Annotated in this window: 18 protein-coding genes and 1 pseudogene; 6 read left to right on the top strand and 13 right to left on the bottom strand. The window is 65.3% G+C overall.

All coding sequences use genetic code 11. From position 1 onward, the window contains the following. On the top strand, window positions 1–430 hold a 430-nt coding region (locus D3273_RS25835), incomplete at its 5' end, for an SOS response-associated peptidase (RefSeq protein WP_165359700.1). An 8-nt stretch (window positions 431–438) separates the two neighbouring features. Beyond that, window positions 439–576: pseudogene (locus D3273_RS29445) on the top strand (IS1595 family transposase); the annotation flags it as partial. Window positions 577–587: 11 nt separating this feature from the next. Here the strand turns inward: D3273_RS29445 and D3273_RS25830 are convergent. Both D3273_RS25830 and D3273_RS25825 read right to left on the bottom strand, forming a co-directional pair. Then, entirely contained in the window at window positions 588–857 is a 270-nt protein-coding gene (locus tag D3273_RS25830) for a hypothetical protein (RefSeq protein WP_129229837.1), read from the bottom strand. A gap of 227 nt (window positions 858–1,084) precedes the next feature. Then, window positions 1,085–1,492, bottom strand: a complete 408-nt coding sequence (locus D3273_RS25825; protein ID WP_129229836.1) for a hypothetical protein — start codon at window positions 1,490–1,492, stop codon at window positions 1,085–1,087. Window positions 1,493–1,683: 191 nt separating this feature from the next. On the opposite strand from D3273_RS25825, the gene D3273_RS25820 reads away from it, so the two are divergent. Further along, the gene (locus D3273_RS25820; protein ID WP_129229835.1) at window positions 1,684–2,622 is read left to right on the top strand and encodes an Abi family protein; all 939 of its coding nucleotides are present in this window, start codon (window positions 1,684–1,686) and stop codon (window positions 2,620–2,622) included. Between the two features lie 261 nt (window positions 2,623–2,883). On the opposite strand, the gene D3273_RS25815 is transcribed toward D3273_RS25820, so the two are convergent. From D3273_RS25815 to D3273_RS25770, 9 genes are all read right to left on the bottom strand, one after another. Further along, entirely contained in the window at window positions 2,884–3,111 is a 228-nt protein-coding gene (locus D3273_RS25815) for a hypothetical protein (RefSeq protein WP_129229834.1), read from the bottom strand. A 339-nt stretch (window positions 3,112–3,450) separates the two neighbouring features. After that, window positions 3,451–3,909: a hypothetical protein gene (locus D3273_RS25810; RefSeq protein WP_129229833.1), complete on the bottom strand. Its 459-nt coding sequence runs from the start codon at window positions 3,907–3,909 to the stop codon at window positions 3,451–3,453. A 427-nt stretch (window positions 3,910–4,336) separates the two neighbouring features. Further along, window positions 4,337–4,561 carry a hypothetical protein gene (locus D3273_RS25800; RefSeq protein WP_129229831.1) on the bottom strand — a complete coding sequence of 75 codons (225 nt, stop codon included), beginning with the start codon at window positions 4,559–4,561 and terminating at the stop codon, window positions 4,337–4,339. 448 nt (window positions 4,562–5,009) lie between these two features. Beyond that, the gene (locus D3273_RS25795; RefSeq protein ID WP_129229830.1) at window positions 5,010–5,240 is read right to left on the bottom strand and encodes a hypothetical protein; all 231 of its coding nucleotides are present in this window, start codon (window positions 5,238–5,240) and stop codon (window positions 5,010–5,012) included. Further along, window positions 5,237–5,515, bottom strand: a complete 279-nt coding sequence (locus D3273_RS25790) for a hypothetical protein (protein WP_129229829.1) — start codon at window positions 5,513–5,515, stop codon at window positions 5,237–5,239. Before D3273_RS25790 ends, D3273_RS25795 begins: the two co-directional genes overlap by 4 nt. Continuing rightward, entirely contained in the window at window positions 5,512–5,847 is a 336-nt protein-coding gene (locus D3273_RS25785) for a hypothetical protein (RefSeq protein WP_129229828.1), read from the bottom strand. The genes D3273_RS25790 and D3273_RS25785 overlap by 4 nt, the downstream gene beginning before the upstream one ends. After that, a complete protein-coding gene (locus D3273_RS25780; protein ID WP_129229827.1) occupies window positions 5,847–6,140 on the bottom strand; it encodes a hypothetical protein in 294 nt (97 codons plus the stop codon). The genes D3273_RS25785 and D3273_RS25780 overlap by 1 nt, the downstream gene beginning before the upstream one ends. Then, complete coding sequence (locus D3273_RS25775) at window positions 6,133–6,792, bottom strand: carbohydrate kinase family protein (RefSeq protein ID WP_129229826.1); 660 nt, start codon at window positions 6,790–6,792, stop codon at window positions 6,133–6,135. The genes D3273_RS25780 and D3273_RS25775 overlap by 8 nt, the downstream gene beginning before the upstream one ends. Next, a complete protein-coding gene (locus D3273_RS25770; RefSeq protein ID WP_129229825.1) occupies window positions 6,770–7,270 on the bottom strand; it encodes a hypothetical protein in 501 nt (166 codons plus the stop codon). The genes D3273_RS25775 and D3273_RS25770 overlap by 23 nt, the downstream gene beginning before the upstream one ends. Window positions 7,271–7,536: 266 nt before the next feature. Between D3273_RS25770 and D3273_RS25765 the strand changes: the two genes are divergently transcribed. After that, window positions 7,537–9,546, top strand: coding sequence for an AAA family ATPase (locus tag D3273_RS25765; protein WP_129229824.1), 2,010 nt, complete (start codon window positions 7,537–7,539; stop codon window positions 9,544–9,546). A 104-nt stretch (window positions 9,547–9,650) separates the two neighbouring features. On the opposite strand, the gene D3273_RS25760 is transcribed toward D3273_RS25765, so the two are convergent. Both D3273_RS25760 and D3273_RS25755 read right to left on the bottom strand, forming a co-directional pair. Beyond that, window positions 9,651–9,878 carry a hypothetical protein gene (locus D3273_RS25760; protein WP_129229823.1) on the bottom strand — a complete coding sequence of 76 codons (228 nt, stop codon included), beginning with the start codon at window positions 9,876–9,878 and terminating at the stop codon, window positions 9,651–9,653. Between the two features lie 253 nt (window positions 9,879–10,131). Further along, window positions 10,132–11,031 (bottom strand): LysR family transcriptional regulator, encoded by a 900-nt coding sequence (locus tag D3273_RS25755; protein ID WP_129229822.1) that lies wholly within the window; start codon window positions 11,029–11,031, stop codon window positions 10,132–10,134. Between the two features lie 94 nt (window positions 11,032–11,125). Between D3273_RS25755 and D3273_RS25750 the strand changes: the two genes are divergently transcribed. Further along, the gene (locus D3273_RS25750) at window positions 11,126–11,962 is read left to right on the top strand and encodes an SDR family oxidoreductase (RefSeq protein ID WP_129229821.1); all 837 of its coding nucleotides are present in this window, start codon (window positions 11,126–11,128) and stop codon (window positions 11,960–11,962) included. A gap of 326 nt (window positions 11,963–12,288) precedes the next feature. Further along, entirely contained in the window at window positions 12,289–13,053 is a 765-nt protein-coding gene (locus D3273_RS25745) for a DNA polymerase III subunit epsilon (RefSeq protein ID WP_207210906.1), read from the top strand. Window positions 13,054–13,241 lie beyond the last annotated feature (188 nt).

Raw genomic sequence — 13,241 nt, 5'->3', positions numbered from 1 at the left:
GAAGCCGATGTTCCGCACGGCGTTCAAGAAGCACCGCTGTCTGATCCCGGCCTCGGGCTTCTACGAATGGACCGGCGAAAAGGGCGACAAGGTCCCGCACCTGTTCACGGCCGCCGACGGCTCGCCCGTGCTGGCATTCGCGGGGCTATGGGACCACTGGACGGACCCAGAGAGCGGTGACGACGTGCTGTCGGCCACCATCATCGTTTCAGGCGCCAGCGAGTGGATGACGCCATTCCACGACCGCATGCCGGTGCTGCTTACGCCCAGCGACTTCGACGGATGGCTCGATGGGTCTCTCGGCCCTGACGTGCTCAAGCCCGCAGCCGAAAGCGCCTTGCGCGAGTGGATCGTCTCCAAGCGCGTCAACAGGACCGGACACGGCGACGACGATCCGACGCTGTTCGATCCGGTCGACGAGGCGGCGTAAGCCTGCACTACGCCGCCGAGGCTGCTTGGAAGGAGGACAACCGCCGCCTGTCGAACAACGACGACTTCCGCCGCATCGCGAAGCTGGTTCTGGCCTCGCCCGTGTCGCGGCAGTGGAAGGGCTATTGGGAGCGGAACGAGAGGTGAGGATAGCGGGTCTAGGCGGCATCCATGTCGAGCATCCCCTCAAGCTCAATGATGACCCGTTCCAAGGTGTACCGGGCGACGGCGACGCTGTGACTCTCGCGGCTTGCCATCGCGGCGACGCTGGCTTTCATAGCGGCATCCATGTGCTCGTCTATGTGCAGGCCCGCCTCCGCCCTAAGACGTTTTAGGAGATCGAACACACGGATCGCATCGAAAGGACGCGACGCCTTCAACGCTTGTGCGAACAGCAGGAACACATGGAGCGTGGCACGATCGGTCATACAGCAGCCGCCCCCCCCCAACGACTGCGGCATCGTGACTGACGCGACACGCTGTTGCAATCTCATAGGCTGGTTTGAAGTGCCTGCACTCCGTAATGGAATATGTCAGACAAGCGCCAGCGGGCTCCGCAACCGCGTCCGCGCCAAGCTCCGCTGTCTGCAGGTACGGGGGCGGGTGCTGGAGGACGGCACGGGTCCCGGCGCGGTGTGGCAGTTCGCCTAGCCGATCAAAGCACGACCTGTGGGCCACACTCCTCCGCTTTGAGCGGCGTTTGAAACACGAGCACCATGCCATGCGCCACGCGCCGACCCGGTGTCACAGGACGACTACCAACCTTGGCGACCTCGTCGGCACGCAAGCTAGCGGTTTCGGGCTCGACGGCCACGCCCGTGCGGGACACGTTGATGATGCGTGCCGCCAACCGCTTGCCGCTTTTGGTTGTGAGGACGGTCGAGGTTTTAGAAGGCAAAAAGCGAGGCGCGGAGCGTGTCTCGCTCGGCTCGATATCGCTTGGAATCGGGATCGAACCGCCAACGCTGGTTGTGCGGGAGAAAACGTCTCGCGGGATTGTTGTTATCGGAGCCTGATCCTTGGCGCTTCCGGCGCCTTTCCATAGCCGTCCGAACCCGATCATCTCTCGACACGCCTCGCCCGTTGCGGAAGGAGCCTCGCACGATGGAACTTACGATTTCATCATTGTGCGCGCCGCCACCTCGCCGGATGGACGAAGCCGAACGGGTGCTCAAGGAGGGGAGCGGGCCGGGGGCGGTATGGCGGCTGGCGTAGAGCCGCAGCCCGGTTACATCGTGATTTCGAGGTTGCTCGTTGTCTGTTGCCGTTGGTAGGATTGCCGAAATCTCAGGTCTGACGCCGAGCGACAATGTGGCAAGTTTCTCTAAACCGGCCCTACCAGCTGACCAAATCGTCTATCGGCTTTGGTCAAACGGTCTCGTAATTAGCGATCAAGCTCAAGCAGTAAGTGCCATAAAGTCTATAGGTTACTATAGGCTTTTAATTTATATGCGTCACTTCCAAGGCGCGAACAAAAAATTTTATGCGGGAACTAAGTTTTCAGAAATACTAGATCTTTACAATTTTGATAGAAATCTAAGGCTTGTTCTGCTTGATGCTATAGAGAAACTTGAGGTTGCTCTTCGCGCTGCCATTAGCAATGAGATGAGCATCGCGCATGGTCCGCACTGGTATATGCATCGTGTCATGTTCACTGATTTTAGCTATTTCATCAAAACGCAATCAAAAATAATCAGCGAAGTTGGATCCGAGCAGAAAACACGCTGGATCGCGTTGTCTCACTATTATGCAACTTACAATGATCCGTCCCTACCTCCAAGCTGGGTTGTTTTTGAAAGGCTCACATTTGGCACTTTGTCACGTATCTTTGAGGCGCTCACTACAAGTAATAGGAAAATGATAGCCAAAGCGCTCGGCTTTGACGAGCAGATACTAACGTCGTGGCTTCATTCATTAACATATATAAGGAATACCTGCGCCCATCATGGACAGATATGGAATGTTAGACTACCTAAATTCATTCCAAAAGCCTTAAAGCGGTTTAAATCGGAGTTTTTAATTGACAATGAGCTGTACACAAGAATGCTTGTGATGTGGCTTCTGCTCAAAAATGTTGAACACAAATCAGATTTCAGAGATCATCTTAACGATTTATTTAGTAAATATCCAAACTGTTCGCCGGCAAAATTGGGATTTCCTACAGGATGGATGGCGAATGCTGCATGGCAATAGTTATCCACAGGGGGTCTACGACAATCAAAAGCCGGCTGAAATTGATTGAACGATCAGTCGGTTTCGGGCATTGTGTCGCTAACAACACCCGCCACGCCTCTCAACGATGCGCACCAGGGCGGGTTTTTTGTTGCCCAAAAATCCTTATCTGGCTATTGCGGGCGCTGCATCACACCCCCACCCGGTACCGCTGCCAGTACCCCCACGAAGTCCGGGCTGGTAGCTTTCCCGAGCGTCAGAGCGGCGACGCAGCGGATCTGGTCAAGACACCCCCGCACCGCCTCCATCCTCACCGACAGCGCCACCCCCGGCTCCTCCATCCGCCCCAGCGGCCAAGCCTGAGAAATCGCCGGCCAAGCCGGCTTGCCCTCTCAGCTCGGACGGGACCGGCTCGCCTCTGACGACGGACGGAGCGTCGCTGATCATCCGCCACACGAACAGGGCGATGCAGACGACGACGAAGGCGATGCCGGTGGCGACGTAGCTCATGCTGCTCACAGCCTCCCCTGACTCGTCATCCAATCCGCTACGATGACCCGCATGGCTTCGGGCCGCGAGGGGCGGAGGATTAGTCTTCCCATCCCTCCATGTCCTTTTCCATGTCCACGACGTGCGGCGTCCAGTCGTCGTGTGGAAGCTCTTGAGCGGACGGGTGGTGGTCGCTCTCCCACATCGTGAAGCAGTCCGACGCCCGGTTGCGGTTCAGAAATCGCAGGTATCGCCCTGCGGTCTCCCGCGTGCCGAATGCGAAATGGGTTGCGAGGTGGTGGAAGACGAACCAGCTCTTTCTGGCTTCGGGTGCCCCTCGCGCTTCATGGTTCAAAAACATCAATGGAGCGCCAGCGGATCGCTCGAGACGATAGACGCGACTTTCGACTTCTGCCCCGCGCATCCTGGCTTGGCTTGCGCGATGTCCATCTCGCCACACCGCTTGTTGCTCGCGAGAGCCGTGCCGGATTTCATCGCAGCGTTGAACTCCTTCAGTTCGGCCGCCGTCCTGCGTACATCGGCCGTCAGGGGCCCATCGTTCGGATCGATGATGAAGGGCTGACGGAAAGTCCCTGCCGCACTCCCCGCCGGATGGAAATCGAAGATCTCCCGCGGCGTGGGGACCGCTGAGGCCACGACGGTCGGCCTTTCACGGGGCTCGACCGCGCTGGTGTCGGAGGCGGGAGCCCGCGGTCGCGCCGTCACGATGCCCGGGACGGTAACGGGCGCTGCTTCTGCTTCCTCATCGGCAGCTGGCGATAATCCGACTCGGCCGACGGCCTCTGCGCCGCGGTGCATCTCGGCGCATCCGCCGAGTAGCGCTGACACAAGCGCGAGGGCGAGGGCGGGCCTTATGAAGTTTCGGTGCGTCATTGTTGCTCGCTTGCGGCGGGCAGGTAGCCTTTGGCGCGGAGGTGGTCAGTCAGCACGATCTCGACATAGGAGGCGATGGGACGTCGCTCGTCTTTCGCAGCCTTGTCCAGCGCAGCTTTAAGGCTGGGTAGCAGGCGCAGACCGAGGGGGGCAGTCCGTCGCTCGGGGGGTTCTAACATTGTTAGCAGACGCTAGTTGACAGGCTCAGGGTGTAGGGAATATACCCTCATCTGCTAGCAATAGCAAACAGGCCGAACGAAGGAGGCAACCTTCGTCCGGCCCTGACCACCACGATCCTGAGGAGATCACGATGGCTGCTGCCACCGATAGCATACCTGCGCCCGCTGGGCGCCTACTGCGGGCCGCCGGCCCCTGCCTCGTGCTCACCACGACCGACATCCTGGCGCTCGTAGGCGGCGAGGACCAAGTCGCAGTCGAGGCGACGGTCGAGGGGATCAAGCCCTGTCTCGCTGCAGGTTCCGCCGCCGGTCACGTAAGGATGCTTCGCCAGCACGACGCTGGCCGCCTCCTTCGCCTTCCGCAGGGCCTTTCGGTGAACTTCCGTCAGCGTCGACATGGTCGGCTCTCCCGTTCCGTCCTGCCTCCTCCTGTGCGGGTTCGCTCCTGATCCGCGGCTGAACCGCCGCTTCATCCCCCGTTTAGGCAGCGCCGCCCCCCCCGCACCCGCGTGAACGACGCCGCACGTCCCGACGCCGGTGCCGGCCAGCGGACTCGGGCCGACATCCTTCTCCGACATGCTGAGATTTACACCATGCACACCGCTGAACTGATCCGCTGGGCGGCCATCGCGGCCATTACCGCCGCTGCCATCCACTTCCCGTGCTCGACTGTAAATAAGCTCCGAACTTTGACCCCACACTTTCTCGAGACTAAGCCATTGTAAGACAACAGGGAAACCTACCTTGGGGTGGGGTCACGGTCGGCGCCGATCGCGACCCCACCCTGAACGACGAATTACTGAGTTCTGGTAAGCAGTTAATTGCGAAACTGAGAGGGGTCAAAGTTCAAAGCTTATTTACAGTCGGTGGAGTGTCGAGGTCGTCTCCGTCGAGGTCCTCGTGGCTCAGGACGTCGTCCTCGAACCACGTGATGAGGCCCGACCTGAGGAGCGCGAGGATGATCCGGTCGGCCTCGGCGGTCGGCACGTCCCGGAGGCGGATGCCGCCCTCGGTGACGACGACGTAGGCGGGGTCGACGCCGAACTGTTTGCAGAACGTCGGGATGTCGATCGTCATGGCGTCTTCCCCTCGCGTTCCAGCCGCACCACCTCCGCCTCGGCTGCGCGCACCGCGTCGTAGGCCTCGATGACCCACGGGCATTCGGGCAGCCCGCGGAAGTGGCGGTCGGGGTCCTGTGCCTTCACCGCGGCGGCCAGGGCGGTGCGGGCGTCCGCTAGGTTGAAGCGGGCCGCGTCGAGGCGCATCTCGCGGCCCCAGGCGCTGTCGGCCGGAAGGGCATCGAAGGCGATGTAGAGCGGCTGCACGGCCGGTCGGATCGCGAAGGAGCTCACGAGGCGCTCCACATGTCGAGCTGAGGTGCCTTCCGCCTATGGGTCGCGGCGGCGTTGGCCGCGTGGTGGCGGGCGTCGTAGGTCAGGTGGCAGCGCTGACACATGGCCCTGAGGTTCGACGGGTCGGAGCTGGTCTCGTCGTGGTCGAGATGCGCAACTGTGAGGACGACGCGGCTCCCCGTGACCGAGTGAGGCATGCCGTTGGCGGCGCGGCAGTCCGGGTAGATATCCGGCGAGCCCTCGCACCTCCACCCGGCGCGCTCGCGGATCGATAGGCTGACGGCCTTCCAGTCCTTCGGGTAGAGGGCGCGGCGATCGGGGCGGACGGGCATCACGCGGCCTCCCCCGCCTGCTCGATGACCGCGCGGGCCACCTCGTCGACGCGGCCCGCGATGGCCCCCGCGCCGGACTGGCCGCCTGCCGAGGCCGCGAACACGCCCACGGTGGTGCCGAGCGCGACCGCCATCTCGTCGGGCGTCAGGTCCCGCATGCGCCACCGCACGGCGTGCGTCAGGCCGTCGACCGCCTTCCGCATGTGGTCGCGGGAGGCCTCGACGGCGTCGGCGTGCGTGGCGGCCGCCCGGGCGGCGCGGCCCTCGGGGGTCAGGCGCTTGTGCTCACCCATGGGCATCCTCCTCGTCCTCGTCGGTTTCGGGGTATGGCTCCTCCACGCGGACGAGATCGATCCCGCCGTCGCGCAGGCGGGAGACGATGCTGCCCGCGTCGTCGTCGTGGGCGAGGATCTCCCGGAGAAGGTCCTCGCCGCTGACGCAGCGCCCGTCCGGGTCGAAGTCGCGGACGTAGCGGAGGCCGCGGCGCGAAAGCTCCGCCACCAGGGCGTCGTCGGGGACGTCGACCAGCAGGGCGCGGTTGCCGCCCTTGTCCCAGGGCCGGAACGCGTCGATGTCCTCGGGCTCGGGCCACCGGCCCCGGAACCGGATCGCGCGGTCGTCCAGGGTCACGTGCGCGGGAGGCTTAGAGGTCGGCCACTCGACGGCGTCGAAGACCCGCGCGCCCTCCTCGGCACCGAGCGAACGCATGAGGTGCATGTGCAGCCAGTGCTGCTTCGCCGGGAGGCCGCCTGGTTGTCCGGAGCGGCTGCTGTAGAGGGCCACGCGGAACCTGCCGACGTAGGTCCGGATGGCCTCCATGGCACCGGGCACGGGATCGTCCGGCATCTGGTCGGCGCCCTTCCAGCCGGACTGGTACCCGTGCACGACCCCGTCCACGTCCAGGCAGATGAGTTTCTTGCGGTCAATCTCGGGCTCGTCGCTCACGCGCGCCTCCTGCGAGCCGCGTCGCGCTCGTCCAGGGCCGCCAGGACGACGCCCACGAGCATGACGGCGACGTCCCCGCCGCGGTGGGGACCCACAGCGGTGCGAGCACCCAGCCCCAGTCCCAGGCGACGGCCCCGCCGACCCGCAGGGCCGTCAGCAGGCACTCGACCACGAGCAGGACTATGACACAGGCCGCCAGGGCGACGACCGTGGGGCGCGTGGGCGGCGGGCCGACGGGTTCGCCCGAGTGCACGAGGCGGAGCGGCACGTCGCGCTCCCGCAGGGCGTCCCTGCGGCCCGCCGCGTAGACCTCCCTGAGCTCCAGGTCGCGCAGGACCGCGTCGGTTTCCCTGTCGTCGCGGGCCAGGTCGCGCTGGCTTCTCAAGCCGTCCTCGACCTCGTGCGGCACGTGGGCCTCGTCGCCTTCCTCCATGGCCAGGATGCGGACAGGCGCCCCCGGGACCTCGTGATCGTGCATGACAGCAACCTTCGTCAGATTCGTCTGTGCATAGCCTCACGGAGCGGGTTGACGGGCGTCAAGCGGAGATCACGAAGCGGGAACGCCCGAATCTGTCATAGGAACATCGGACAAAAAACGGCGACAGGACGGATGCAGAATGCTGACTGACGGACCGTCTTGAACGTGGTTGAGTCCGTTTAACTGGCGTCGCCGGTTCCGACCGGCAGGATCGTCAACACGTCCGGCGTACACGTACTGACTCCCCCGCACCGCAGGAGCCGGTCATGTCCACGACGCCATTCGTCGACGCCCTGCGCGCCGCCCACGCCCACCGCCTCGCTAGCGGGAAGCTCCTCTCCGCGGTCCCGCGACTGACGACGCACGAGCTGTTCGGCGCGGTCATGCTCGACCACGCGCCCCAGCACCTCGACCCGAGCGACCTGCTGCAGGGCACGACCGTCATCGGCCACGATGACGCGACCGTCACCGATGCGGTCATAGCGTGCCTGCGCCGCATCTACGGGGGCGACGGCATGCTGCTCCTCGGCTACGGGCAGCACGACGCCGCCTACGATCAGGCCATCATCCGTGGCGTTCCCGTCGTCGTCGTGACATGGGACCGCCTCGGCGTCATGCCGCACGAGGCCGTCCTGCTCGCGGACCGCGACCACGAGCTCGCGGAGGCCTGCGACGCGGACGTGGTGATGGCGTTCGTGCACGCCGTCACGGGCGGCACGGTCGACGTCGACGGGGACGACACGAAGTGGCTGACGGCGGACTCGCTGCTGCGATGCGTGCAGCTGCACTCGACGGCCGACGACTGCCAGGACCGCCTGCTCACGTGGTCCAGGCACGTCAGGCTGCTCGGGGACGGCAAGCCCCAGACGGTCGAAGCCCCGGCCAAGGCGGCGGACCCGGTGCCGGTCGCTTCCGCCGTCCAGGGCGTCGTGCGTAAGCTTTCTGACATGACGGGCTTCGGCGAGGCGGGCGTCTGGGGCGTCAACCTCGCGCGCGACCTGCGGGACTATGCTTCAGGCAGGCTGGCCTGGAGCGACGTCGACAAGGGCATCCTGCTGAGTGGCCCTCCCGGCGGCGGCAAGACCACGTTCGCGAAGGCCTTGGCCCTGGAGTGCGAGGTCGAGCTCGTGCCGACCACGTACACCGACTGGAGCGCCGCGGGCGGGAGCGTCGGCGACAGCATGAGCAAGGGCATGACGAAGCTGTTCGACGCCTGGCGCAAGAAGGCGGAGGAGGGTCCGATCATCCTCTTCGTGGACGAGATCGACACCATCGGTCGGCGGGGCGGCAACGGAAACAACGAGTCGTGGTTCACGTCGGTCATCAACGCGTGGCTCGCATTCCTTGATGGTGCCGTGCCGCGCGACGGCATCGTTGTCGTCGCGGCGACCAACCACCCGGACCGCGTGGACCCGGCCCTTCGCAGGCCCGGTCGGCTGGACCGCCACGTCGAGCTGCCCATGCCCGACGTGGCGGCCCTGACGTCGATCGTGCGGGCGCACCTCGGTGCCGACGCGGTGCTGACCGACGACGAGCTGGCGGAGGCGGCGCGCGCGTGCCGGGGGCGGTCGCCTGCGGAGATCGGGCTCCTGGCCCGCGAGGCCCGCCGGATCGCGCGGTGGTGCGGGCGCCGGGTCTGCGCGAGCGACCTGACGGACGTCGTCGCCATGGGGAGGGCGGACGAGGTGCCGGAGACCATGCGGCGCATCGCCGTCCACGAGGCGGGGCACGCGGTGGCGGGGGTGCTCCTGGATGCCGACATGCTGACGTGCATCGACCTCGACGCCGGGCGGACGAGCTACACGCGGCTGTCGATCGAAACGCCGACGGCGCTCGACAAGCGCGTCGTCATGATGCTGGCGGCCCGGGCGGCGGAGCAGGTCCTCCTGGGCGAGGTCAGCACCGGGTGCGCCCGCGACCTGGAGGACGCCACGCTGCTCGTCAGCGACATGAGGGCGACGTGGGGCATGGGCGATGCGGGCCTCGTCAGCATCGCCACGGCTGCCACCATCCACGACCCGCGGCACCAAGCCTACGTGTGCAGGACGCTCGACGCCGCCTACGCGAGGGCCGTCAATCTGATGACGGGCGGCAGGGACGCGGTGGAGCGGGTGGCAGAGGCCTTGCTCAGGCAGCGGTACCTCGACGCGGACGAGGTTCGCGCGCTCGTGGCGGGTCCCGTGGCAGGGCCGCCGCGCGTGAGGCGGACGGCGCCGATGATGGGCGGTGCGATCAAGCGCGTCGTGGGAAGGCGCGCGACGGGTTCGGGCGTGTAGACCAAGGGCCGTCCGGGGAGACTCGGGCGGCCCGTGCCTTTGGCGGCATTGTCCAGGATTTTGCCGCTAAAAATTCGATGTTCGGAATGCCAACTCTTGGCCGTCTACGTTTCGTTTGGCCGCGTCTCGTCCCACACGGGCGCCCAGCTCTCCGACACGTAGAGGTGCCCCTCGACGACGACCTCGGGGCGTGTGGAGTTGCCCGTGTGGAGGCTCTCCCAGGGCCGTCCACGCCACCAAACATCCTCTCCGGCGCCGTAGGTGCGCAGGCAGGACCAGCCGTCGTCCGTCAGGGGACGGCGGTCGTCGAGACGGTGGACGACGACGCCCACCGGTCGACCCCGGGGCCGCGTCGTGGAGGGGGGACGGGGCCGCGTCGACGTCAAACGTCACGGGCTGCATGAATGGGAACTGTGCCTCTCAACGCAGCTCAGGATCGGTGGTGGATACAGGTGCGCGAGCCCACTCTCGTACAGCCGGAGTCGACCCATCACAGGTAGAGAGCTGATGTTGTTGTTCGCTCGGAAGCGGACCTTCGGTTCAGCGCGTCTCGATCAGTCTCGGCCTCATCTGAGAGAGATGGTGCTACGGCCCGGACGCGCGCTCCCTCAGCACATCGATGAAGGCGCGGAGCGCGACCGGTACCTGGCGGTGCCCTGGATAGTAGAGACAAAGGCCCGGAACGGGAGGGCACCAATCAGCCAGCACCGGGACGAGCTTGCCATCGCGGAGATGAGGTCGTGCGGCGCTCTCGTGGACGAAGGCGATGCCCAGACCGTCGGCTGCCGCCATGACCATCAAGCGGTTGCTGTCCAGTGACAGCGCGCCGTGCAGGTCGATCGTCAGTTCCTGGTTGTGCTTCTCGAATTCCCAGCGATAGGTCCTGCCGCTGGGAAGTCGGTGCTGGATGCAGCGGTGGCGGCGAAGATCGTCGGGGACGAGCGGCGTGCCGAACCGTGCCAGATAGGTGGGCGCCGCCACGGGCAGAAACTGTATCGCATCACCGAACGGAACCGCGACCATGTCTTGAGGCACCGCTTCCCGGAGGCGGACACCCGCGTCAAAGCCCGCAGCCACGATGTCGATCAGACGGCCATCGGTGACGAGGTCGAGTGCGACGCTGGGGAAGCGGTCGAGGAAGGTCGGTACGACTGTGGCCAGGAGGTGTTCGGCAGCCGCGTCGCCGCAGTTGATCCGCAGGGTACCCCTGACGATCCCCTCTTGACCCACGGCTTCCTCGATCGCTTCGTCGAGATCGCGAAGCAGCGGCCCGAGGCGCGCCAGCAGGCGTTCGCCGACCTCTGTCAGTGAAACGCTGCGCGTGGTGCGGTGAAGGAGGCGGACCTCGAGGCCGCGCTCCAGGCCGATCACCGTATGGCTCAGCGATGAACGGGACAGGCCCAGAGCGTCGGATGCCAAGCGGAAGCTGCGATGGCGCGCGACAGCGGCGAAGGCGTTCAACTCGGCGAGGCTGGGCTTGTACATCGGTGAAGATCGTTCACGGGGTCATGCCGATTGTCGAGCCTAATCGTATGATGATCGGCCTGTTAGGTTGACATCTTCACTTGAGGGCGATCGAATGACCAAGACTTGGCTGATCACTGGCGCTTCTGCCGGGCTCGGGCGCATCATGACCGAGAAGCTTCTCGATCGCGGCGATCGGGTCGTAGCGACCGTTAGGCGCCAAGCCGCGCTCGACGACCTGCGCGAGCGCCATCCAGCGGCTCTGAGCGTGCTGCCCCTCGACGTCACCGATACGCCTGCTGTCCGTCGTGTGGTGGATCAAGCCTTCGGCGAAGTCGGCCGCATCGACGTCGTGGTCAGCAACGCAGGCTACGGCCTGTTTGGCGCGGCCGAAGAACTCACGGACGCGCAGATCGAGCGACAGGTCGCTACCAACCTCCTCGGATCGATCCAGGTCATTCGGGCGACCCTTCCGCACCTGCGTTCTCAAGGTGGCGGCCGCATCCTGCAGGTCTCCTCGGAGGGTGGACAGACGACCTATCCAAATTTCAGCGTCTATCACGCGACGAAGTGGGGGATCGAAGGTTTCGTCGAAGCAGTCGCCCAGGAGGTCACGCCATTCGGCATCGATTTCGTCATCGTCGAGCCTGGCCCGACGGCCACCAGCTTCGGGGCCAACATCGACGGTCCCGAGCCCATGGCGGCCTACGACGCGACGCCCTCGGGCGACATCCGCCGGGCGCTAGCCAGCGGGGCCTTCGTCCTCACCGGCGACGCGGCCCGGAGCGTGGATGCCATGATCGCGGCCGGGGATGCCGACAGCCCCGCTCTGCGCTTGACCCTGACCAGCACGGCCTACGCCAACATCTCGAAATCCCTGACATTGCGGCTGTCGGCCCTGGAAGCCCAGAAGGCCGTCGCTGCCTCGGCGGATCGCGACGCCGTGGCGTGACGCCGATGGCTATCAGGCCGTCATCGCAAGCGGTTTGTGCCCGTCGGCGTCCGGGCGCGCTTCGACCCGGCCCGCTCATGTGAGGCATGTGGGCTGCACCGGATCGGAAGACACCCGCTCTCCCATGTCCGCTCCGACCAGGGACATACCCGAAACCGGCCGTTCCGCTTCCCACCCCCTTCGGCTTGTAGGATAGGTAATCCCGGCCGGTCGCGGCGGCGGTGGTCCGCGGCGCCACTGCGCTCGACGAATTTATGAGAGCGGGAACGCGCGTCAGGCCGTCGCCCGCGTCGAGCCTTGGGGACGAGCACCGGAACCCTATCTTCATGGGCATGGAAACAGGGCCGACGTGCATTCGCGTGATCGATCTCGAGACGGGCGGCAACGGTCCCGACGAAGTCTGCGAGATTGGCTGGCAGGATCTCCGTCTGGGTATGGACCGTGTCTGGCACCTCGATGACGAGCGTGGTTCGCTCCTGGTCAACCCCGGTCGCCCCATGTCGCCCGACACCATCGCGGTGCACCACATCCTCGACGCTCACGTTGCCGGTGCGCCGTACTGGAAGGAGATCGCCCCCATCGTGCTTCGACCCGCGGGTGGTGTCGTAGCCCTGGCCGCACACCGCGCCGCGTTCGAGCAACGCTACTGCCGCCCGGGTCTCACCGGTGCGGCCGGTTGGATCTGCACCTGGAAGTGCGCTCTCCGTCTATGGCCGGACCTGCCGCGCTTCTCCAACCAGATGCTGCGATATCTTCGCAAGCCTGAAGGTCTCGTGCATGAGGAGGGACTGCCAGCGCATCGCGCCGGGCCGGATGCCTATGTCACAGCTTATCACCTACGCGACATGCTGAACGAGGTGTCCGCCGCGCAGCTCCTTGCTTGGAGCCAGGAACCGGGATTGCTACCGCGTGTGCCGGCGGGGCCGAGCCGCGGACGTCCCTGGGCCGACCTGAACGAAGATGCCCTCCACGCTTTCGCGATCGGACGCGATCCCGACATACGGTTCAGCGCACAATGCGAGCTTCGCCGACGGGGCAAGGACCCTGCCAGGCAAACCGAGGAGCCGCCACAGCAGGCGAGACTGTTCTAATCTGTCGGTGCGAGAAACTTACGAGCGCTAGGTCTGGACCTTCATGGGTCGCCAACTTGCGAGCATCCGAGTAGGCAATCGGGCCGTCCGCTTTCGACCCACGCCGGGCGTGGTAGCGTCCACGGAGCTGGTGGAGTTTTGGAGTCGAGGGCGGTGGGCGGAGCTCCGCACATGGCGGAGCCCGCCGC

It is taken from the genome of Lichenibacterium minor (assembly GCF_004137685.1).
GTDB lineage: Bacteria > Pseudomonadota > Alphaproteobacteria > Rhizobiales > Beijerinckiaceae > Lichenihabitans > Lichenihabitans minor.
This window is presented reverse-complemented; position numbering and strand designations above follow the sequence as displayed.